Annotated in this window: 17 protein-coding genes and 1 tRNA gene; 15 read left to right on the top strand and 3 right to left on the bottom strand. The window is 31.3% G+C overall.

What is annotated here, in order from left to right; translation table 11 throughout:
* The first annotated feature begins 47 nt into the window (after nt 1-47).
* The 6 genes from tpx (at nt 48) to ribB (ending at nt 7,098) form a co-directional block, all read left to right on the top strand.
* Nucleotides 48-554 carry a thiol peroxidase gene (tpx, locus tag WA340_RS09940; RefSeq protein WP_336128830.1) on the top strand — a complete coding sequence of 169 codons (507 nt, stop codon included), beginning with the start codon at nt 48-50 and terminating at the stop codon, nt 552-554.
* On the top strand, nt 547-918 hold the full coding sequence (locus tag WA340_RS09935) for a diacylglycerol kinase (protein ID WP_336128828.1): 372 nt from the start codon (nt 547-549) through the stop codon (nt 916-918). Before tpx ends, WA340_RS09935 begins: the two co-directional genes overlap by 8 nt.
* A gap of 62 nt (nt 919-980) precedes the next feature.
* Nucleotides 981-3,395: a DNA translocase FtsK gene (locus tag WA340_RS09930; RefSeq protein WP_336128826.1), complete on the top strand. Its 2,415-nt coding sequence runs from the start codon at nt 981-983 to the stop codon at nt 3,393-3,395.
* 1 nt (nt 3,396) lies between these two features.
* Nucleotides 3,397-4,038, top strand: coding sequence for a LolA family protein (locus WA340_RS09925; RefSeq protein ID WP_336128824.1), 642 nt, complete (start codon nt 3,397-3,399; stop codon nt 4,036-4,038).
* Nucleotides 4,039-4,047: 9 nt separating this feature from the next.
* Complete coding sequence (locus WA340_RS09920; RefSeq protein WP_336128822.1) at nt 4,048-5,898, top strand: LptF/LptG family permease; 1,851 nt, start codon at nt 4,048-4,050, stop codon at nt 5,896-5,898.
* A 48-nt stretch (nt 5,899-5,946) separates the two neighbouring features.
* Complete coding sequence (gene ribB, locus WA340_RS09915) at nt 5,947-7,098, top strand: 3,4-dihydroxy-2-butanone-4-phosphate synthase (RefSeq protein ID WP_027878804.1); 1,152 nt, start codon at nt 5,947-5,949, stop codon at nt 7,096-7,098.
* On the opposite strand, the gene WA340_RS09910 is transcribed toward ribB, so the two are convergent.
* The 3 genes from WA340_RS09910 to WA340_RS09900 all read right to left on the bottom strand — a co-directional run bounded on the left by WA340_RS09910 (nt 7,095) and on the right by WA340_RS09900 (nt 9,548).
* Entirely contained in the window at nt 7,095-8,288 is a 1,194-nt protein-coding gene (locus tag WA340_RS09910) for a DegT/DnrJ/EryC1/StrS family aminotransferase (protein WP_336128819.1), read from the bottom strand. The two genes, ribB and WA340_RS09910, sit on opposite strands and share 4 nt — an antisense overlap.
* 99 nt (nt 8,289-8,387) lie before the next feature.
* Nucleotides 8,388-8,849 (bottom strand): thioredoxin family protein, encoded by a 462-nt coding sequence (locus WA340_RS09905; RefSeq protein ID WP_336128818.1) that lies wholly within the window; start codon nt 8,847-8,849, stop codon nt 8,388-8,390.
* A 69-nt stretch (nt 8,850-8,918) separates the two neighbouring features.
* Nucleotides 8,919-9,548: an NAD(P)H-dependent oxidoreductase gene (locus WA340_RS09900; protein WP_336128817.1), complete on the bottom strand. Its 630-nt coding sequence runs from the start codon at nt 9,546-9,548 to the stop codon at nt 8,919-8,921.
* A gap of 191 nt (nt 9,549-9,739) precedes the next feature.
* Here WA340_RS09900 and WA340_RS09895 point away from each other — a divergent pair.
* The 9 genes from WA340_RS09895 (at nt 9,740) to WA340_RS09855 (ending at nt 21,742) form a co-directional block, all read left to right on the top strand.
* Nucleotides 9,740-9,827: transfer RNA gene (locus tag WA340_RS09895), tRNA-Ser, on the top strand.
* 237 nt (nt 9,828-10,064) lie between these two features.
* Complete coding sequence (locus tag WA340_RS09890; RefSeq protein WP_336128816.1) at nt 10,065-11,342, top strand: site-specific integrase; 1,278 nt, start codon at nt 10,065-10,067, stop codon at nt 11,340-11,342.
* A gap of 166 nt (nt 11,343-11,508) precedes the next feature.
* Nucleotides 11,509-11,772, top strand: a complete 264-nt coding sequence (locus tag WA340_RS09885) for a helix-turn-helix domain-containing protein (RefSeq protein WP_336128815.1) — start codon at nt 11,509-11,511, stop codon at nt 11,770-11,772.
* Nucleotides 11,772-13,259, top strand: coding sequence for a hypothetical protein (locus tag WA340_RS09880; protein ID WP_336128813.1), 1,488 nt, complete (start codon nt 11,772-11,774; stop codon nt 13,257-13,259). Before WA340_RS09885 ends, WA340_RS09880 begins: the two co-directional genes overlap by 1 nt.
* 112 nt (nt 13,260-13,371) lie before the next feature.
* Nucleotides 13,372-13,641, top strand: coding sequence for a hypothetical protein (locus tag WA340_RS09875; RefSeq protein WP_336128811.1), 270 nt, complete (start codon nt 13,372-13,374; stop codon nt 13,639-13,641).
* Nucleotides 13,642-13,670: 29 nt separating this feature from the next.
* Nucleotides 13,671-16,586 (top strand): Eco57I restriction-modification methylase domain-containing protein, encoded by a 2,916-nt coding sequence (locus WA340_RS09870; protein ID WP_336128810.1) that lies wholly within the window; start codon nt 13,671-13,673, stop codon nt 16,584-16,586.
* Nucleotides 16,587-16,750: 164 nt separating this feature from the next.
* Complete coding sequence (locus WA340_RS09865) at nt 16,751-17,347, top strand: DUF6088 family protein (protein ID WP_336128809.1); 597 nt, start codon at nt 16,751-16,753, stop codon at nt 17,345-17,347.
* Nucleotides 17,348-18,358, top strand: coding sequence for a nucleotidyl transferase AbiEii/AbiGii toxin family protein (locus WA340_RS09860; protein ID WP_336128807.1), 1,011 nt, complete (start codon nt 17,348-17,350; stop codon nt 18,356-18,358).
* A complete protein-coding gene (locus tag WA340_RS09855; protein ID WP_336128806.1) occupies nt 18,359-21,742 on the top strand; it encodes a helicase-related protein in 3,384 nt (1,127 codons plus the stop codon).
* Nucleotides 21,743-21,882 lie beyond the last annotated feature (140 nt).

The raw sequence follows: 21,882 nt of genomic DNA, 5'->3' as shown, positions 1-21,882 counted from the left end.
AATGTGTTTAACGTATTATTTTTAAATTTGAAAAAAAATTAAATGTTATGGCTAAAATAACCCTAGGAGGCAATCCTGTAGAAACTGTTGGAAATTTACCTAAAGTAGGTAATGATGCTCCAAATTTTAATTTAACTAACACAGATTTATCAGAAAAAACACTTGCTGATTACAAAGGAAGTAAAGTGGTTTTAAACATATTTCCTAGTGTTGATACTGGTACATGTGCAACATCGGTAAGAACTTTTAACAAAAAAGCATCAGAAGTAGAAAACACAAAAATAATTTGCATATCAAGAGACTTACCTTTTGCTATGTCTAGATTTTGTGGCGCAGAAGGTATTGACAACTTAGAAATGCTATCAGATTTTAAAACAGGTGAGTTTGGTAATGATTATGGTTTAGCGTTTAAAAATGGACCTTTTGAAACTTTACATTCTAGATGTATTGTTATTTTAGATGAAAATGGAAAAGTAATCTACACAGAACAAGTAGAAGAAGTAGCAGACGAACCTAACTATGAAGCTGCTCTTAGCGCTTTATCTAATGAGTAAAACAAAAGAACCTTTTATTATAAATCGTCTTAAAAGCGTTAAATATGCCTTTTTAGGTATGTTACGCTTAATTAAAACAGAAGCTAGTATACAGATACAATTTGTTATTGCAATTATTGTAACTGTTGCTGGCTTTTATTACTCCATTTCTAACACAGAATGGATTATGCAATGCTTAGCTATTGGAATGGTTATGAGTATTGAAGGATTAAATACTGCTGTAGAAGAAGTCGCAAATTTTATCCATCCTAATCATCATCCTAAAATTGGAATAATTAAAGATATTGCAGCTGGCGCTGTTTTTATTGCTTCAATCGCTGCGTCAATTATTGGTTTAATAATTTATATTCCTAAGATTTTTTAAACAATTATCCATTAGGATAAACGTTTACAATTTGTATTTTTACCCAAATTAAAAAACCGTTAATGGCCAAAGCAAAAAAAACATCTAAAACCAAAAACAAGCCACGCTTTAAAAAACCTGATTTTACGTTGAATAATCAACAAAAATTAGTCTTTGGTAGCTTTTTGGTAATACTTGGATTTTTGCTATTTACTGCTTTCTTATCCTTTATTTTTACCGGAAAAGCAGATCAAAGTGCCTTATCAGAATTTACAACTAGAGATGTCGAAACACAAAATTGGCTTAGTAAAGTTGGTGCTTGGTTAAGTGATGTTTTTATCCAACGTGGTTTTGGTATTGCGTCATTTATATTTTCTGGCTTAACTTTTCTTTCAGGTGTATTTGTGCTAATGGATTTAAGCAAAACCAAATTAAGAAGACATTGGTTTTGGGGTACATTAATAATCATATGGTTTTCAGTTTTATTCGGATTTTTCACTTCTAAAAATGACATTTTAAGCGGAACAATAGGCTTTGAAGTCAATACCTTTTTTCAAGATTATATAGGAAAACTAGGGACTGTACTTCTATTAATTTTTGCTTTTATAACCTATTTAGCAGTTCGTTTTAAATTTACACCGCAACGTATAGCTTCGCTTTTCAATAAAGCTAAAGCAGAAATTAAAGACGATTTAAAAGAAGATTTTACTCCTGTTGATAATTCTCATTCTGAAGAAGCAGAAAATATAAAATCTGCTTTTGAAGTCAAAAAAGATGTAGAACCTACAATTACTAATCATTCTACAACCGAAACATCTACAACATTTGAAGTGTCTACACCAAAAGATGAAGAAGAAGTTGAAGAACCTATTTTAAAAACTTCGATTAAAGAAGAAAATGGTGAAGAAGACGTTAAAATTGAAGTAGAAACAGTAAAAGAAGAAGAATCTGAAACTGATAATCTTGCTAACAAGCTTGTTGAAGATTTTGGACAATTTGACCCTACTTTAGAGCTTGGTAAATATCAATATCCGCCATTAGATCTACTTAAAAAATATGATAACGAAGGTGTAACTATAAACCAACAAGAGTTAGAAGAAAACAAAAACCGAATTGTAGAAACCTTAAACAACTACAAAATTGGTATAGATAGTATTAAAGCTACCATTGGTCCAACAGTAACACTTTACGAAATTGTTCCGGAAGCTGGTGTGCGTATTTCTAAAATTAAAAACTTAGAAGACGATATTGCTTTATCATTAGCTGCGCTTGGTATTCGTATAATTGCGCCAATTCCTGGTAAAGGTACTATTGGTATCGAAGTGCCTAATAAAAACTCAACAATCGTATCAATGCGATCTGTAATTGCATCTCAAAAATTTCAAAAATCAGAAATGCAATTACCAATAGCTATAGGTAAAACCATTAGTAACGAAACATTAGTTATAGACCTTGCCAAAATGCCTCATTTACTTATGGCTGGTGCAACAGGACAAGGTAAATCGGTTGGTTTAAATGCAGTATTAACTTCACTTTTATACAAAAAACATCCTGCTGAAGTAAAATTTGTACTAGTAGACCCTAAAAAAGTTGAACTTACACTTTTTAATAAAATTGAAAGACATTATTTAGCAAAATTACCCGATAGTGAAGATGCTATTATAACGGATAACACAAAGGTAATTAACACATTAAATTCGTTGTGTATAGAAATGGATAATCGCTACGAATTGCTTAAAAATGCACTTTGTAGAAATATTTCTGAATACAATGCCAAGTTTAAAGCTAGAAAATTAAATCCTAACGACGGACACCAGTTTTTACCTTACATCGTATTAGTGGTAGATGAGTTTGCAGATTTAATTATGACTGCTGGTAAAGAAGTAGAAACACCTATTGCACGTTTAGCGCAATTAGCACGTGCTATTGGTATTCATCTTATTATTGCAACGCAACGTCCATCTGTAAACGTTATTACAGGTATTATTAAAGCCAATTTCCCTGCACGTATTGCGTTTAGAGTAACTTCAAAAATAGACTCGCGTACTATTTTAGATGGTGCGGGAGCAGACCAATTAATTGGACGTGGAGACATGCTTTACACACAAGGTAATGATATGATACGTATACAGTGTGCTTTTGTAGATACTCCAGAAGTAGAAAAAATAGTAGATTTTATTGGCGCACAAAAAGCATATCCTGACGCTTATTTATTACCAGAATATGTTGGTGAAGAAAGTGGCACAAGTCTTGATATAGATATATCGGACAGAGATAAACTCTTCCGTGAAGCAGCAGAAATTATTGTAACAGCACAACAAGGATCTGCCTCTTTACTACAACGTAAACTTAAATTAGGCTACAATCGTGCAGGTCGTATTATTGATCAATTAGAAGCTGCAGGTATTGTTGGCGGATTTGAAGGTAGTAAAGCAAGACAAGTGTTAGTACCTGATTTACTAGCTTTAGAACAACTATTAGAAAACGAAACAAATTAAAATGAAAAAGTTATTATTCCTTTTTTTAAGTACAATTTTTACTCTAACAACTTATGCGCAAAACGCTAAAGCAAAAGCTTTACTAGACGAGGTTTCTACTAAAGCAAAAAATTACAAAAACATTAGTATTGACTTTAAATATGTTTTAGAAAATACTGAAGAAAATATTAAACAAGAAACACGTGGTGACGTAATAATGGAAGGTGAAAAATATAGACTTAACATATTAGGTATTACACGTATTTTTGATGGTCAAAATTTATACAGTATAAGCCCAGAAGATGAAGAAGTTACTGTGTCTAAAGTTTCTAATGAAGATCAAAATACAATTACACCTAGTAAAATGCTTAGCTTTTATGAAGATGGTTTTACATACAAAATGGATATTGAACAAAATGTACAAGGTAGAAAAATACAATTTGTAAAATTAACACCTATAGATTCTTCTTCAGAAATCAAATATGTGCTTTTAGGTATAGACAATAAAACGAAACATATTTATAGACTAATTGAAATTGGCAAAAACGGAACTAAAACAACCTTAACTGTTAATTCTTTTAAAACTAACGAAACATTATCAAAATCCTTATTTACATTTGATCAAGAAAAGTATAAGGACTACTACATCAACAAATTAGATTAATTTTTTGGGGTGAAAATACTAGATAGATACATATTAACCTCTTACTTAAAAACTTTTATCAGCGTGTTTGTAATACTCATGCTGATTTTTGTTTTACAAGCCATATGGCTATACATTAAAGAATTAGCAGGAAAAGACTTAGACGTAGTTACTATCCTTAAGTTTTTAATGTACATCACTCCTACACTTATTCCTTTAATTTTACCACTTACTATTTTGTTATCTTCTATAATGGTGTTTGGTAATTTTGCTGAAAACTATGAGTTTGCTGCAATGAAAAGTACAGGTATTTCTCTTCAAAGAGCAATGTCTGGTTTAGGCGTTTTCATATTTATTCTATCTATAACAACTTTTTTCTTTAGTAATAATGTTATTCCTTGGGCACATTACGAAAGCCATAACTTAAGAAAAAATATAGCCAAAGTTAAACCAGCTATGGCAATAGCAGAAGGACAGTTTAACGACATTGGTGATAATTTTAATATTAAAGTTGAAGAAAAAAGTGGCGAAAACGGTAAGTTTTTAAAAGGTGTTACTATACATAAAAAAAGTAGTACTAGAGTTGCAGGAAACCATACTGTTATAATTGCCGAAACGGGAGAATTAGTAAGTCAAGAAGATTCTAACATACTAAAACTAATTCTTTATGATGGGTATTATTATGATGATACACCTCCCAAAAAACTAAAAGACCGCCAGAAAAAACCATTTGTAAAAAGTGAGTTTAAGAAGCACATTATGAACATTGATTTAACAGAGCTGAATAATGTAGATTTAGACGAAAAAAATGTTGATAATAAATACACGATGCTAAATATAGCAGAGCTAAATCACACTTTAGATTCTCTTAAATTAGAAAGACAAGATAATGTCATGGAGTTTTCTAAATCCATGTACAATAGAACAAACATTGCTACCTTAAACATCTCTTTAAAGTCAAAAAAAGATACTATATACGAAGGACCATTATTAGACCTCTTTGATACTAGATTTAAAGTGCAGTTATTAGATTATGCTGTAAATAATGTATCAAGTACAAAACAAATAATGACTTCTAAAGAAAAAACTCTAAAAAACAAGAGTATTTGGATTAACAAACATGGTATAGAATTACATAAAAAGTTTGCTTTAGCTGTAGCTTGTATTATTCTATTTTTTGTAGGAGCTCCTTTAGGCGCTTTAATTAGAAAAGGTGGATTAGGGTTACCAATGGTTATTGCTATTGTATTATTTTTAACCTATCATTTTATTGGTTTATTTGCAGAAAATAGTGCTAAAAATGGTAAATTAAATCCAGTTCTTTCCGCTTGGTTTTCCACATTAATAATGTTTCCTCTAAGTATATTTTTAACAAAACGCGCTACAGAAGATAGAGGCTTATTTGAATTTGACCACATAACAGTACCAATTAAAAAATGGTACAACTCTAAATTAGGAAGTAAAAAATCAAAAACACAAACAACCAATCAAGACAAAAAAAGAGCTATTGTAGCAGAGGCTTTAGGTGAAACTACTGAAACTATCATTAAACCAAAAGTTAACCCAATAGATAAGACTGCTTTAAAAGAATTTAAACTGCTTTCAAAAATTAGCTTTATAACCTATATATTGGCTCTAGCTTTATTTATATTATTTTTTGTTTTCAAAAACAATAAGTTACCACAATTAGCAGAAGCAGGAATACAGATTAGTGCAATATCATATATAGTTTTTATTTTTAACTATATAAAAACATTTAGGCACTACAGTAAAATACTTAAAACTTTAAATAAAACTAAAGAGACACTTTTATTTAAAATATTAGGTTTTATCCTCTATCCTATTATTCATGTTAATAGAAATCTAAAAATCAATTCTTAAACCTATAAAAGCTTAAAAATAGCTTATCTTTGCACAAATTTTAAGGTAATGAGCACAAAAACAGTTAGCGCAGTAGACGTAAAATTAAACACTATAGAAGAAGCTATTCAAGATATTAAAGCAGGAAAAGTAATTATAGTTGTTGATGATGAAGACAGAGAAAATGAAGGCGACTTCCTAGCTGCTGCCGAATTAGTTACTCCAGAGATGATTAACTTTATGGCAACACATGGTCGAGGATTAATTTGTACACCACTTACCGAAAAAAGATGTAAAGAATTAGACCTACACATGATGGTTACTAATAATACAGACCACATGGAAACAGCATTTACAGTATCTGTAGATTTAAAAGGTCAAGGAGTAACAACAGGGATTTCTGCAGCAGATAGATCTAAAACTGTTCAAGCTTTAATAAATCCAAACACAAAACCTTATGATTTAGCAAGACCAGGTCATATATTTCCTTTAGTAGCAAAAGAAGGTGGTGTTTTAAGACGTACTGGTCATACTGAAGCAGCTATAGATTTTGCCAGATTAGCTGGACTACAACCAGCAGGTGTTATCGTTGAAATCATGAATGAAGACGGTACTATGGCGCGCTTACCTCAATTAATAAAAGTTGCTGAAAAGTTCGATTTAAAAATAGTTTCTATTGAAGATTTAGTGGCTTATCGTATGGAACACGATTCCTTAATAATTAAAAAGGAAGATTTTAATATAGAAACACGTTTTGGTAATTACAGGTTAAGAGCTTACCAACAAACCACTAATAACCAAATTCATATTGCTTTAACTAAAGGCGATTGGACTAGTAAGGATGAAGTATTAACAAGAGTTAACTCTACTTTAGTAAATAATGATATTTTAGGTACTTTAACTAATAATGCAGACCAAAAGTTAGATAATATGTTTAAAGTAATAAATAAAGAAGGTAAAGGAGCCATTTTATTTATTAATCAACAAGCTGAAAGTATGAATTTATTACAACGTCTTTCGGTTTTAAAAGAAAAACAGGTACCTAATAAAATTACAAAAGCTCCTGCTATAGCAATGGACAATAAAGACTTTGGGATTGGAGCCCAAATACTTCATGATTTAAATATTCATAAATTAAAATTAATTTCTAACTCACAACAAACTAAACGCGTAGGAATGATTGGTTATGGGTTAGAAATTGTAGAATATGTAAATTATTAAAGAGATTCTTTTATAGCTTGAACCATTAATTTAGCTCTTTCTTTCACTTCTGCTTCAGTCCAAGATAATTTGATTAAGCAAGAGATATTTCTACCAATAAAGTGGTCTGATTGATCAAATGTTTTATGCTTTAGATAAGACAAACCTTCTTTTACTTCTTTAGATACAGGATATAGTGTTTTTATGTCTTTTAAATGTTCCCATTTACGTACATAATGCCAATTGTTATCGTAATAATGAAAACAAGCATCTACACCTTTCTCTTTAAATGAAGCGATAACTTTCCTTGCTGTATCCAAATTAGGTAAAAAGAAATTTAAAAAAGCATAGCTTTCTTCTCCTCCTTCGGGAACAGTTCTAAAAGTAACTTCTTCAATTTCGGATAGCGCTTCTCTTAGAGTTGTGTAATTTTTCTTTTGAACAGCTATAAAGTCTTTCAAACGTCTTACTTGAGCCAATCCAACTGCAGCATTAAGTTCTGAAATCCTAAAATTATAACCTAAAACTGGATGAGATTCTGCTCCTCTATCATTACCAATATGGTCATGACCATGATCACTAAACTGATCTGCATGTTTGGCAAACTCTGGATTATTTGTTAGCACTGCTCCACCTTCACCGCAAGTTATAGTTTTTACAAAATCGAAGGATAAAGAACCTACATCACCGTAAGTTCCTAAATATTTTCCTTTATAAGTACCACCAACAGCTTGACATGCATCTTCTGCAAGAATTAAATTATTGTCATCACAAATTTCTTTTAAAGCGTCTAAATCTGCCATACTACCACACATATGTACAGGCATTATAGCTTTTGTTTTTGGTGTGATTGCTTTTTTTACTGCTTCAGGACTTAAAGTTAATGTGTCATCTATATCTACTAAAACAGGTATAGCTCCTAGCATCATAATAGCTTCAAAAGACGCTACAAATGTAAAACAAGGTACAATAACCTCATCTCCTGCTCCTACGCCTGCTATTGCTAAAGACGCAGAAACTGCAGCTGTTCCATTTGTAACTAATTGTGCGTGCTTTACTTGTAAAGTAGATTGTAACTCTTCTTCTAAAGATTTAGCTTTATAATGTCCGTTTCGCATAGCATCAAATCCGTAACGCATTAATATACCGCTATCTAATACATCTTGCGCTTCTTTTCGCTCTGCTTCACCAAAGCTTTCAAATCCTGGCATAATTTTTATTTTATTGATTTCAAATTTACTATTAATAAGAAGAAAAAAAAAGCGTCATAACATAAAGTCACAACGCTTTTTTCTATTAGTTATTAATATTTAATAATTTTCTAATATTGAATCTATAAATGCAAAATGTCTATCTGTTTCTCTTAAAAAAGTATAGCCTGACAGCTCTCCTATAACTTTTAAATTATCATCTAAAGCAACAAGATTAGGGTAACCACCTTCTTTGTTGTATTTTCTTACAACTTCAAAATTCTTTTTTCTTTGTTCTTCTGTAATTATGTCTGTTCGTCTTGGTATATCAATCATTAATAAAACAAATTGCTTAGATTTAGTTTCAAATTCATCAGAATCAAAAAAATCTTCTTTTAACATTTTGCACGGTGCACACCAATCACTTCCTGTAAATAATACTAAAATGGGTTTTTTAGAAGATGTTGCTTCTACTTTTGCTTCGTTCAAGTCTGTTAACCAATTTAAACTTGAATGTTCTTCTTCTTGAGAAAATAAAAGTGAAGAAAAAAATAAACTAAATATGAAAATTAAATGTTTCATTACTTAAAAATTATATGTACAAATGTATTATTTATATCTAAATAACAACAATTAAGCCAAAATATTACATTATTTAAAGATGATCATATCTTCTATAGGCTTTCTTACTTTTTTTAGACTAGCCATAAAATCGTCTTCAGAACGATAACCTATAGGCATAACCAATACACTTTTTAAATTAAGTTTATTTAAACCTAAAATTTCATCAAATTTATCTGGGTTAAAACCTTCCATTGGGCATGAATCTATTTTTAACATAGCACAAACAGTCAATAAGTTTCCCATAGCTAAATATGCTTGGTTTTTTGCCCATGCTTCAATTTCTTCTTGAGTTTTTAATTTGAAGTCTTCAATCAAAAACTTTTTAAAAGGATTTAAAATATCGTCTGGAGTATTTCTAGTTTGCTTTACTAAATTAAAATAGTCTGAAATTTTATCTTCATTAACTACAGAGTCGATACAAAAAACTAAAACATGCGATGCATCCTTTACTTGTTGTTGCATCATTGAAAACTTTACTAACTCTTCTTGTTTTAATTCATCTTGCAAAACAACAAGTTTTATTGGTTGCAAACCGTAAGAAGAAGCTGTAAGGTTAAAAGCTTCTAAAATTTTATCGATATCATCTTTAGATACTTTTTTATTATTATCAAATTTTTTTGTGGCATATCTCCATTTTAAATCTTCTGTAATATTCATCTTAACTTTTTGAGCAAAAATAATATAGCTTACTGATATATATAGTCCTAAAAAGATAAATTTAACATACTTAAACTCTAGCAGAATTTGAAAATATTTTTTTTATAAAAAAAGTTCATTTTTATTTGAAATAAATGAAAAAGCTATCTATATTTGCACTCGCATTTGGGAAATACCCGATGAGATTCACTGGAGAAATGGCAGAGTGGTCGAATGCGGCAGTCTTGAAAACTGTTGAGGGTCACACCTCCGGGGGTTCGAATCCCTCTTTCTCCGCCAAGATTTATTCAAAATCGAACAAAGTCCTGTAAACACTATGTTTACGGGACTTTTTAGTTTCTACAAAACATCAAAAAGTGTATTAAAAACCATTCTGTTGGTGACCTTTTGGGTGACCTTTTTAAAACCTTTTTTAGGTCACCTATTTGTTAATAACTGTTTATAAATCAATTAGTTAAACACAAAATAAGACCTAATTATTTCGTAAATTAATGTATAATTTTAAAGGTCACCAGAATGAACAAAACATTTGGATTATTATTCTACTTGAAGAAAAGTAAGGTAGATGCACAGGGCAAATGCCCTATTTATCTTCGTATTACCATAGATGGTAAACGAACAGAAATCAGTACAAAACGCAGTATTGAAGTTAATAAATGGAACAGTCAAGGCAATAAAGCAATTGGAAGAACTGAAGACATAAGAGAGCTTAACGCTTATTTAGATTCCCTTACTACAAAAGTATATCAAAGTCAAAGAGACCTAATTCAAGACAATAAAGAGGTCACTACAGAAACCCTAAAGAATAAGTTTTTAGGTATTGAAGAAAAAGAGCGTACACTCATAACCATTTTTGAAAACCATAATACACAAGTAAAAAAGTTAGTAGGTAGAGAATTTTCAGCAGGTACTTTAGAGCGCTACAAAACCGTATGCAAGCATCTTAAAGAATTTATGCAGCATCAGTATAAAGTAAGCGATATAAGTATTAAGCGAGTAAACCACCAATTTATAATAGACTTTGAGTTTTACTTAAAAACCGTTAGAAACTGCGGTCATAACAGCACGATTAAATACATAAAGAATTTCAAAAAAATAGTGCGTATTGCTCTGGCTAATGGTTGGATAGCAAAAGACCCATTTTTAAATTACAAAGTACGATTAAAAGAAGTAGAACGTCAATTCCTTTCAGAAGAAGAAATACAAACAATGCTCGAAAAAGAATTACACACCAATCGATTAGAGCAAGTAAGAGACATTTTTATATTCTGTTGCTTTACTGGTTTAGCCTATAGCGACGTTAAGAAGCTCTCAAAAGATAATTTGGTATTTGGTATTGATGGTGATAAATGGATTAAAACAAAGCGTACTAAAACCGATACACGCAGTAATATTCCACTACTTCCAACCGCTTTAGACATTATAAAAAAATACGAAAACCATCCAGAGGCAGTAACAAAAGGTGTTTTACTTCCTGTATTAAGCAATCAAAAATCCAATGCCTATTTAAAAGAGATAGCAGACTTGTGTGGTATTAATAAAAACTTAACCACCCATTTAGCACGACACACCTTTGCTACTACGGTAACATTGTCTAATGGTGTTCCAATGGAATCAGTAAGTAAAATGTTAGGTCATAAATCACTAAAAACGACACAACATTATGCTAAAATATTGGATAGAAAAGTAAGCGATGATATGGCAATTTTAAAGCAAAAATTTGCTAATAAAACTAATGTAGAAACATCCAAGCGTTTAATTAGCAGATATAAACATTCATCATTATTATTTTAGCATCAAACTAACTAAAACCCTTGTATTTACGAGGGTTTTACTGTTTTTTATTGCCATAAATTAGTTAATAACTGTTAATAAGTTTGTTTTATGTAAAGCTCAAAATATCGTAAATTAACACAATATAAATCAGGTGTTTACACCTTTTAATACATTTTAATAAAAAATGACATTCGAAGTAATTACAAAGGATGATTTAAAGACTCTAAAACAAGAAATCATCACAGAACTTAAGACAATTTTAGGAAGCCAAACAGAGCAAAAAAAGTGGTTAAAATCAGCAGACGTTAGAGAGATGCTTAACATCTCACCAGGAACGCTGCAAAACTTACGTGTAAATGGTACACTACCCTACACAAAAATGGGTAAAACTATGTACTATGAGTATGACGATGTAATTAAAATTTTAACCCAAAACAATAGTGCATAATGAGAATATACATACCTGAAAACTTGGATATATTCGAGTTAACGCATAACAACCCACCAACATTTAAACCTTATAAATTAGACAAGCTATGTTATATCTTACATCTAATTAATGCCATTCCATTAATGGATAAAGATATTCAAGGAGAAGATTTTATACCTATCAATGCAAAAAAGTTGCAGGATAAAATTCAGAACTATAAGCAATATCTTGATTATTTAGAACAAGATTTAAAAATTATCGAATGTGATAATCATTATTTAGTTGGTGAAAAATCAAAAGGTTACAGATTAATTGAGAAATACAGAACACCTGTTAAACCATTTCAAGTAGTAGAATTTACATTTCGTAAAAAATTAAAAGTTGAAAAAAATCGCAAACAAGAATCTGTTAAACATCTTGACTTTGCAACAAAGTGGTTTAATGATAAACTGCAAATTGATTATGATTATGTAGATGCTTTTTTACGTGAAGAGCATCATTTAAAAATGCAAGATAGATCATTATGGGAGTATGACAGAATCAGAAAAAAACAAAAGCACCCAACAAATCAAATGATACACGCACAAATGAGTGCGCAAAGGTTAAAATGCAAAGACTATAATTTGATGCTGGATGATAATGTATATCGATTACATACAAACTTAACAAATATGCCAAGTCGTATTAGAAATGCAATTACTTACGATGGTCAAAAATTATATTCGTTAGATATAAAAAACAGCCAACCATATATTAGCACAGTTTTGTTAAGTCGTGACTTTTGGATTGAGCAAAAAAATGAGCCAAATACACCTAACACTTTTTCAATCTCTTTTCGTGAACCGCAGAATCGTAAAAGTCTTTCTTTTAATAATATAAATGATATAAATTATAAAATATTAAATATATCACATATTAAAATTCATAGCAATGATAATTACATTATGTTAGGAGAAATCCCTCAATCCCTTATAGATAATGAGTTTCAACACTACATTGATTTAGTAGTATCTGGTAAGCTATACGAGTTTTTAGAACAAGCATTTCAAAAGGAATTGGGTATTCATTTAAAAGACCGTAAAGAAGTTAAAGCAGCAGTATTCCAAGTATTGTTTACAGCAAATCAATTTAAAGGTCAAACTGAAGCAGCACCAAAACGTGTATTTGAAAAAATGTTTAAAGAAGTGTATAATGTGTTTGCTAAAATTAAAAGCAAAGACAAAACCCTACTTCCAAGATTATTGCAAAGTATTGAAAGTCATTTAATGATTAATGTTATTGCAAAGCGTATAACAGAAGAATATCCCAACGCACCTATTTATACTATTCACGATAGCATTACAACTACCGAAGAATATGTAGATGCTGTAGAGCAAATAATGAAAGAAGAACTATCTAAAGCAATAGGTCATCCACCAAAAATAGCAAAAGAAGAATGGTGCAAAAGCAATATGGAAAAGCATCTTGAAAAGCTTAAACAAAAAACTTTTGCAACAGCATCATAACCCAACAAAACCCAATTAAACCACTCGGTTTTTTGGGTTTTATCTTTTTCTTGTAAATATTCCTACTTTCCACAAAAAAGATTTATATTTTTGAGTGAATTAAGTTTTATATATGAGTCAGCTAACCAATCTAATCAATCAATATTCTAACAAAAATTTAATAGCTTTTTTAAGAGACAAGCTACCTTCCTTCAAACTAGACGACGAAAATTTAGATTATCTCTTCCAGGAAGGTATTTTCGACAAGTATGAGTCTATCGAAAAAGTTGGTGAAGCGACCATAAACAAAGACGATGTTATTATTATCGCATCCGAAACTACCGAACCATTAACGGAAAGAACAGGAAAGAAAAACCAATACGAAATTGCCAAAAAATTCTGAAACACGAAGTAAAAGATGCAGCATTATTTGTGTTTTATGATAGTGAAGGGAATTTTAGGTTCAGTTTTGTAAAAGCCAATTATTTAGGCACTAAAAGAGAATTTACAGAATACAAGCGTTATACCTATTTTGTATCGCCTAAACAAACCAATAAAACCTTTATTAAACAAGTTGGTAGTTGTGGTTTTAACTCGTTAGATGAAATTATTGAAGCCTTTAGTGTAGAACCACTAAACAAACAATTCTATCAAGAAATAGCTAAAGCCTTTTATGAGTTAATTGGTGGTAAGTACAAACAAGGCACTAAAACCATTAATGCAGATAATCCGCAATTGGTTTTGCCATCAACACCTTTAAAAGACAACCGCAAAGTTTATCAAGAGTTTGCAGTTAGATTGATAGGTCGTACCATATTTTGTTGGTTTTTAAAGAATAAAAAGTCAGAAGCTGGCATTCCATTAATTCCGGAAACGTGGTTATCATCAAACACAGTTGTAGACGTTAACAATCAGCAACACGATTACTACCACTCGGTATTAGAAAAACTATTCTTTTTAGTACTCAATAAACGAGAAGAAGACCGTAAAGATTATACTCTACCACAAGACGCCAACATTATCCCATTCTTAAACGGTGGTTTGTTTGAAGCACATCCAGACGATTTCTTTCCAACCGATAGTCAAGGCATACACCAAATTTCTTTCGGATTAAAAATTCCTAATTCGTGGTTTTTAGAGCTATTTAAAGTCCTGGAACAATACAACTTTACCATTGACGAAAACAGCATTTATGATGCCGAAGTAAGTATTGACCCAGAAATGTTGGGTACTATCTTTGAAAACCTTTTAGCAGAAATAGACCCAGATACCGAAAAAAGCGCACGTAAAGCCACAGGAAGCTTTTATACGCCAAGAGAGATTGTAGATTATATGGTAGAACAATCGTTGGTGCAATATCTAAAAACCAAAACAGCTATTGATGATGAAGAGGCGTTAGAGCGACTTTTCAAGGAAGGTCAAGAAACCAACCAAGAAGACACCTTTAGTACCAATAAAAAAGACCAAATATTACAAGCATTAAGCGATGTTAAGATTTTAGACCCAGCGTGCGGTTCTGGTGCATTCCCTATGGGTGCATTACATAAAATTATTTTAGCTCTAAAAAAGTTAGACCCAGGTGCAAAATGGTGGAAACAAAAACAGCTCGAAAAGGTAAATAACGCCCTAATACGTAGCCAACTTAAAGAAAAGTTGGATGCCGCCACAAGCGATTACGCTCGTAAATTAGGCGTGATACAACATTCTATTTATGGCGTAGATATACAACCTATTGCTTCCGAAATCTCAAAACTACGTAGTTTTCTCTCTTTGGTTATTGATGAAAATATAGACGACACGGCTATAAACCGTGGCATTGAACCCTTACCTAACTTGGAGTTTAAATTTGTAACCGCCAATACGCTTATTGGCTTGCCTGAAGAACAAGGACAACAAACAAGTATGTTCGATAATTATGAAGAGTTACAACTTTTAGAACAACTACGTGCAGACTACCTACAAAGCTCTGGTAAGAAAAAAGTAAAAATAAAAGAACGCTTTTTAAGGGTACAAAAAAAGGCATTTAAAAACGAGCATAACTTGTTTGCCGATACCAACAGCCGAAGCTATAAATTGATTAGTTGGAACCCTTTTAGTAATGAAGCCTCATCTTGGTTTGACCCACAATGGATGTTTGGAGAAGATAATTTTGATATAGTTATAGGTAATCCACCCTATGTATTTACAAGAGATGTAGATTTTGGAGCAGGTTTTAAAGACTATGTTAATGATGAATATTTTAAAGATATAGCTCTTCCAAGTAAGTCAAAATCAAGGCAAGCTGGAAAAATAAACCTCTTTGCTATTTTCTTATTAAAGGGTAAAAAGCTTATTAAAAAGAATGGTAACCTTATTTATATTATTCCAAATAATATTTTAAGAGGTACTGTTTATGATGTAATTAGATATGAATTATTGAAAAATAATGATATAAACTCAATTGTAGATTTAGGAGAAGGCATCTTTAATAAAGTAACTGCTTCAACAATTCTATTTCAGTTAAGTAACAAAACAAGTCCAGATTTTGAAACTGAAATTTTAACTGATGTAGAGTCACTTCAAGAAAACAAGTATAAAACTAAATACATCAATCAAAATGTATTTTTAGAGAATACAAGCTACACCTTTAATATTATGCTCAATAAAGAGCAGATGGCACTTTCTTCTAAAATTAAAAAGAATAAAAAGAGTCTTGGTGAGTGTTGTGTTGATATTATTGAAGGTATTGTTGCTCACAAACACCTTATTCTTGATAAAAAGGAGGATAATACATTTGATTTAATTGAAGGTAAAGATGTAAAGAGATTTTTTATTCAAGAATGTTCAAATTTCATTATTTGGAATAAAGCAGAGATTCATAGAACGAGACCAGATTATTTATGGAATCAACCTAAAAAAATTGTTATGCAAAGAATAAGTGGTGGTACAATGCCTTTAGTTTCTGCAATAGATTTAGAAAAAAGAAAAGCTTTCGCCTCTACTAATAATATAATTCTCGTTGAAGAATATAAAGAACTCTATGAGTTCTTCAACAGCTTACTTAATTCAAGGCTAATCAATTGGTATTACGCTAACAATTTTTCTAACAACTCGAACCTTACTGTAAACATTTCAAAAACTTTTTTAGAAACACTTCCTATACAATTGCCAACAAATAATGTGCTTTCAAGAATTAATGATTTACATAATGAATTGGAAAACACATATGGCACTAATGATTTTAATGAAAACTATGAATTGTTGAATATAATAATCTACAAGCTCTATAACCTCACCCACCAAGAGGTATTGCTTATAGACCCAGCTTTTAGTTTAACAGAAGAAGCGTATAATAATTACAAAGTGTAAAATAGCTTGTAACCTTTTTAGTATAGTTTAGTTACAAATAGTTATAAAATAGGTTGCAAAAACAAGGCATAGTTTATAATTAAATAACATCCATCTGTAAGTTTTATAGCATAAATAACTCACAAATATTTTTAAATAACTTACAAAAAAACTATATTTGTGTTATGCAAAGTGTAGATGATAAAGTTACAGAACAAATAAATCGTACCAAGCCTGGCACAATTCTGTTTATAGAAGATTTTTTAGACCTTGGTAGCAATGGTGCAGTACATACCGCATTACATCGTTTGGTAAAAGCAAAAAAAATAAGTCGTTTGGCAAGAGGTATTTATGCTAAACCAACCTTTAGTAAGTTGCTTAATCAAGACGTATTGCCAGATGCTGAAGAAGTAGCTATTGCTATTGCTAAAAGAGATAAGGCGCGTTTATTACCCACAGGAGCGCAAGCGCAAAACGCTTTAGGCTTATCTACCCAAGTGCCACTACGCATTGTTTACTTAACAGATGGCTCACCCAGAACCATAAAAATTGGCAAACGCACCATACAGTTTAAGAAAACAACACCTAAAAATTTGGCGCTAAAAGGTGAGGTTAGCAAATTGGTGGTTCAAGCCTTAAAAGATATTGGAAAGGATAAAGCCACAACCCAAGAATTAGAAAAAATACATAGTCTGTTATTAAAAGAAGATAAGCAAGATTTAAAACACGACATTGGGTTAGCACCGCAATGGATAGCAGAAATAATGGCAAAAGCATTGTAAATGGCAGCACAAGAGTTTTATAAATTAAAAGAGACAGAAAAAGTAGAAGTTTTTACTGCGGTAGCGCAAGAAAAAGGCTTGCCTGTATATGCTGTAGAAAAAGATTGGTGGGTAGTACAAACCCTCGATATTATCTTTTCGCAATTAGAAGTTGCCGAACATTTGTTATTTAAAGGAGGTACATCATTAAGTAAAGCGTGGTATTTAATACAGCGTTTTTCAGAAGATATAGATTTAGCTTTAAATAGAGAGTATTTAGGCTTTGATGGTGGTTTAATCAGTAAATCGCAAGTAAAAAAATTAAGAGAGCAATCTTTTGAGTTTGTTACCACTACATTTTATGAAGCCTTACAAAAAGCATTCAATGAAAAAGGCTATACAGAGGTAAACTTCGATTTTGAAAATTTAGGCGATGGCGACCAAGACCCAGTATCTATTTTAATTTATTATCCTGCGGTTACAGAACATTCAGAATACGTTTTACCAAGGGTAAAAGTAGAATTGGGTAGTCGCTCGTTAAAAGATCCGTTTACAAATTGCGACATCATATCTTTTGTAGGTGAACAATTTCCTAAACAACCATTTGCTGATTTACCTATAAATGTACCTTGTGTAAATCCAGAGCGTACCTATTTGGAAAAATTGTTTTTATTGCACGAGGAGTTTAAAAAACCTAACGACAAAATACGTGTAGAACGTTTAAGTAGGCATTTGTACGACATTACAAAAATCTACAATAGCGAACACAAACACAAAGCCTACGACCAAGAACTAATAGTTTCTATAATTGAACATAGAGAGCGTTTTAATGGTATGCGTGGTGTAGATTATGCTACATTATATCCACCAAACTTAAACCCTATTCCACCAGACGATTTTATAAAAGCTTGGGAAGACGATTATAAAACGATGCAAACTAATATGATTCCAGAAGACAGCCCAAGTTTTACAGACCTTTTGGAAACCGTTAAAAAAGCAACCCAAGAATACAACGCATTGAAATTTGAATAAATGAACAAAAACTTTATAACCAATAGCCAAGATAACGCTACACTAAAAAAGCGATTAGAGAAACTAATTTCGGCAAGTCAAGAATTAAAATTCTTGGTCGGCTTTTTTTATTTCTCGGGTTGGCAAGAAATTTATAAAAACCTTCAGGATAACAATCAAGTAACCTTAAAAATATTGGTTGGCTTACAAGTAGATAAATATTTAAGCACTATTGTAGAGGTTGGCTTGCAAGACGATAGTTTAAGTCAAGAAGAACATTTTGCGCATTTTATGAAATCTATGGGTTTCGCAATAAATAATTCCGAAATGGATAACGAAGCTTTTTACAATCAAATAACATTCTTTATTCAGTTATTAGAAGAAGGCAGATTGATTATTAGAAAAACACTTAATCCCAATCACGCTAAAGTTTATTTATTTCAATTAGACAATCAGTATCAAGACTTATTCAACGTTAAAGGCGAATTTATTACAGGTAGTAGCAATTTAACCAAAGCAGGGTTGCACGGTCAAGAAGAATTTAATGTTGAAATAAAAGACTATGGTTTTGAAAGTGCCGAAGCCTATTTTGATGACCTTTGGGAAGTGGCTGTACCTATTACCGAAGCCGAAAATGGCACAAAAATTATTATCGATTTTCTAAAAAATAAAAGTCAAGCCTCTTTAATTACACCTTATGAAGCCTATGCTTTAATTTTAAAAACCTATATAGAATTACAAGAAGCCAAACGTATTAACGATGCTATTGATAGATTGTTGGAAGATAATGGTTTTGAGAAGTACCAATACCAGTTAGATGCAGTTAACCAAGCACTAAATGTGATTGACACCTACAACGGTGTGATTATAGCAGACGTTGTAGGTTTAGGAAAATCGGTTATTGCATCTTTAATAGCCAATCAACTTAACAAAAGAGGGCTGATTTTATGCCCACCGGGATTAGTGGGTAGTAAAAAAGAAAGCTCGGGTTGGTATGAATATATTAACAGATTTAAGCTGTACAGTTGGGATGTGTATAGTTCTGGTGATATGGAAACTTTGGCAGAACATCTTTCAGATAATCAACAAGGTTATGAGGTGGTTATCATTGATGAAGCGCATAAGTTTAGAAATCAAGATACCGCAGCATACCAAGGTTTAATGGATGTTTGTAGAGGTAAACAAGTTATTCTATTAAGTGCGACACCGTTTAACAATTCGCCTGCTGATATTTTCTCGCTATTAAAATTATTTATTGTTCCTGGTCAATCAGGTATTACCATTGAAATGGACTTGGAAGGACGTTTTAATGCCTACAATTATAGATTTAAGCGTTTATCTAACATTATAAAAAACCACAACTCAAATAATCCAGATAAGCGAAGAAAAGCCGAAAGGGACTACGAAAAAATGTTTGGTTTACCTTTACCAATAGATATTCAAATTGTTCGAGGCAATGTAAATACAATGGCAAACGAGATAAAAAATGTAATCACACCTGTGGTAATTCGTAGAAATCGTTTAGACCTTAAAACAGATTTTGAGTATAAAAAAGAAATTGTCAACTTATCAGAAGTTAAAGACCCAGAAGAGCAATTTTACGAACTCTCTCACGAGCAATCAGAGTTTTACAATAGGATTATTCAAGATTATTTTAGTGAGAACGGAAACTTTCACGGTGCTATATACAAGCCATTTGAATATGAAAACCCACCTAAAGACGAAGACAAGTTAAACGAAGACGATAATAGAGCGTTCCAACAACAACGTAACTTATACGACTTTATGAGGCGTTTATTGGTAAAGCGTTTTGAAAGTTCATTTGGTGCATTCCATAAAAGTATACAACGTTTTTTAAAGACCAATAGAATGGTATTGTCATTTATTGAGCATTCTGGTAAATATGTATTAGACCGTAAAGTAATTGAGAATATTTATGACGATACTGATGAGGCAGATGATTTTACTTATGAGGCTATAAAAGAAGCATTAGAAGAATTTGAGAGAAATGCAGTCAATAAAACAGCACCAAAACACACCAAGATATATGAGATTGATAAATTTCATTTAAAGGATAAGTTTTTAGAAGACATCAAAAGCGACATCAAATTATTTGAAGCCATAGAGCAAGAAATTAAAGACCTGAATATTGTTAAAAATGACCCTAAAAGGATTTCTGTACTTGAAACCATAAAACAGGTGCTAAATCAAAAAGCAACTACTAAACGCAAGGTTATTTTATTTACAGAATACACCGATACGGTTAGACATCTTAAAAGTTATTTTGAAAAGGAATTATTGGGTAGAGCATTATTTTGTGATGGCGCTGTAACTAAAAAATTCACTAAAATATTAAACGCCAATTTTAATGCAAAAGACAAAAATCCTGAAGACGATTATGATGTTTTAGTAACCAGTGATAAACTATCAGAAGGGTTTAACCTTAATAGAGCAGGTCTAATCATTAATTACGATATTCCTTGGAATCCTACACGAGTTATACAGCGTGTTGGTCGTATTAACAGAATGAGTGCTAAAGTGTTTGATGAACTATATATTTATAATTTCTTTCCAACAGACCAAGGATCGGATATTGTGAAAAGTAGAGAAATAGCACAACAAAAAATGTTTTTAATCCATAGTGCATTAGGCGAAGATGCTAAAATATTTGATGCAGACGAAGAACCAACACCAAGTGGTTTATTTAGTAAAATTTCTACCAATCCAGAGGATGGAGACGAGTTAAGCACAAGTACCATCATCCGTAATGACTACAATGAAATTTTAAATAACCATCCAGACATTATTAAGAAAATTAAAGATTTGCCTAATCGTGTTAAAACAGCTAAAGCCTACTCTGAAAATAATGTAGTTGTTTTAAGAAAAAAAGGTATGGCATTATTTTCTATTGTTCATCAATATGAAAACGAGAAACCAAATGACAAACCCAATGAAAAAACATTTGAAGAATTGGTAGAGGTTGTTAAATGTAATTTAGATGAAAAGAGATTACCTTTAAATAGTGCCTTTTGGGATTCTTATGAAGAAATAAAAACATTCAAACCAAGACATAAGACAGGTCGTACTGAAGTAGCATTAGAAAACAAGGCGAAAATAGCACTAAAATCATTATTGAAACAAAAAAGTGATGACTTAGACCAAGAGTTAGTATCCTTTATAGACACCCTATTGATTGATATTAATAAATATAAGACACTACCAAAATATACCTTACGTCAATTAAAACTATCAGAGAAAAAAGATGCTTATAGTGAACTTATTGAAAATATAAAACAGGTACGCCGAAGACTTGGTGACGATTATCTAAAAATCATTTTAAAAAGAGCAGGTAAAATTGAAAATGATGTGATTATAGCAGTTAGTAATTATAAGTCCGAGATATAAGTCCACACAACCCAAAACCCAGTTTTTTCGTACCTCAAAATCCTCTGTCTTTTGTGTTGTTCCGCGCGCCATACAAGTTTAGCGTTTTTTTGTCTTTAAGGTAATAGCATATTACAGCTTTGGTTTTTCATAAAATCAAA

The sequence above is a fragment of the Mesoflavibacter sp. CH_XMU1422-2 genome (assembly GCF_037029245.1).
Taxonomy (GTDB): domain Bacteria; phylum Bacteroidota; class Bacteroidia; order Flavobacteriales; family Flavobacteriaceae; genus Mesoflavibacter; species Mesoflavibacter zeaxanthinifaciens.
The sequence above is the reverse complement of the archived record's forward strand: the minus strand, read 5'-3'. Positions and strand labels throughout refer to the sequence as shown.

Excerpts from the sequence above, each read along its gene's own strand:
- tpx (WP_336128830.1), top strand. The coding sequence starts at position 48 with ATGGCTAAAATAACCCTAGGAGGCAATCCTGTAGAAACTGTTGGAAAT.
- WA340_RS09935 (WP_336128828.1), top strand. The coding sequence starts at position 547 with ATGAGTAAAACAAAAGAACCTTTTATTATAAATCGTCTTAAAAGCGTT.
- WA340_RS09930 (WP_336128826.1), top strand. The coding sequence starts at position 981 with ATGGCCAAAGCAAAAAAAACATCTAAAACCAAAAACAAGCCACGCTTT.
- WA340_RS09925 (WP_336128824.1), top strand. The coding sequence starts at position 3,397 with ATGAAAAAGTTATTATTCCTTTTTTTAAGTACAATTTTTACTCTAACA.
- ribB (WP_027878804.1), top strand. The coding sequence starts at position 5,947 with ATGAGCACAAAAACAGTTAGCGCAGTAGACGTAAAATTAAACACTATA.
- WA340_RS09910 (WP_336128819.1), bottom strand. The coding sequence starts at position 8,288 with ATGCCAGGATTTGAAAGCTTTGGTGAAGCAGAGCGAAAAGAAGCGCAA.
- WA340_RS09905 (WP_336128818.1), bottom strand. The coding sequence starts at position 8,849 with ATGAAACATTTAATTTTCATATTTAGTTTATTTTTTTCTTCACTTTTA.
- WA340_RS09900 (WP_336128817.1), bottom strand. The coding sequence starts at position 9,548 with ATGAATATTACAGAAGATTTAAAATGGAGATATGCCACAAAAAAATTT.
- WA340_RS09890 (WP_336128816.1), top strand. The coding sequence starts at position 10,065 with ATGAACAAAACATTTGGATTATTATTCTACTTGAAGAAAAGTAAGGTA.
- WA340_RS09885 (WP_336128815.1), top strand. The coding sequence starts at position 11,509 with ATGACATTCGAAGTAATTACAAAGGATGATTTAAAGACTCTAAAACAA.
- WA340_RS09880 (WP_336128813.1), top strand. The coding sequence starts at position 11,772 with ATGAGAATATACATACCTGAAAACTTGGATATATTCGAGTTAACGCAT.
- WA340_RS09875 (WP_336128811.1), top strand. The coding sequence starts at position 13,372 with ATGAGTCAGCTAACCAATCTAATCAATCAATATTCTAACAAAAATTTA.
- WA340_RS09865 (WP_336128809.1), top strand. The coding sequence starts at position 16,751 with ATGCAAAGTGTAGATGATAAAGTTACAGAACAAATAAATCGTACCAAG.
- WA340_RS09860 (WP_336128807.1), top strand. The coding sequence starts at position 17,348 with ATGGCAGCACAAGAGTTTTATAAATTAAAAGAGACAGAAAAAGTAGAA.
- WA340_RS09855 (WP_336128806.1), top strand. The coding sequence starts at position 18,359 with ATGAACAAAAACTTTATAACCAATAGCCAAGATAACGCTACACTAAAA.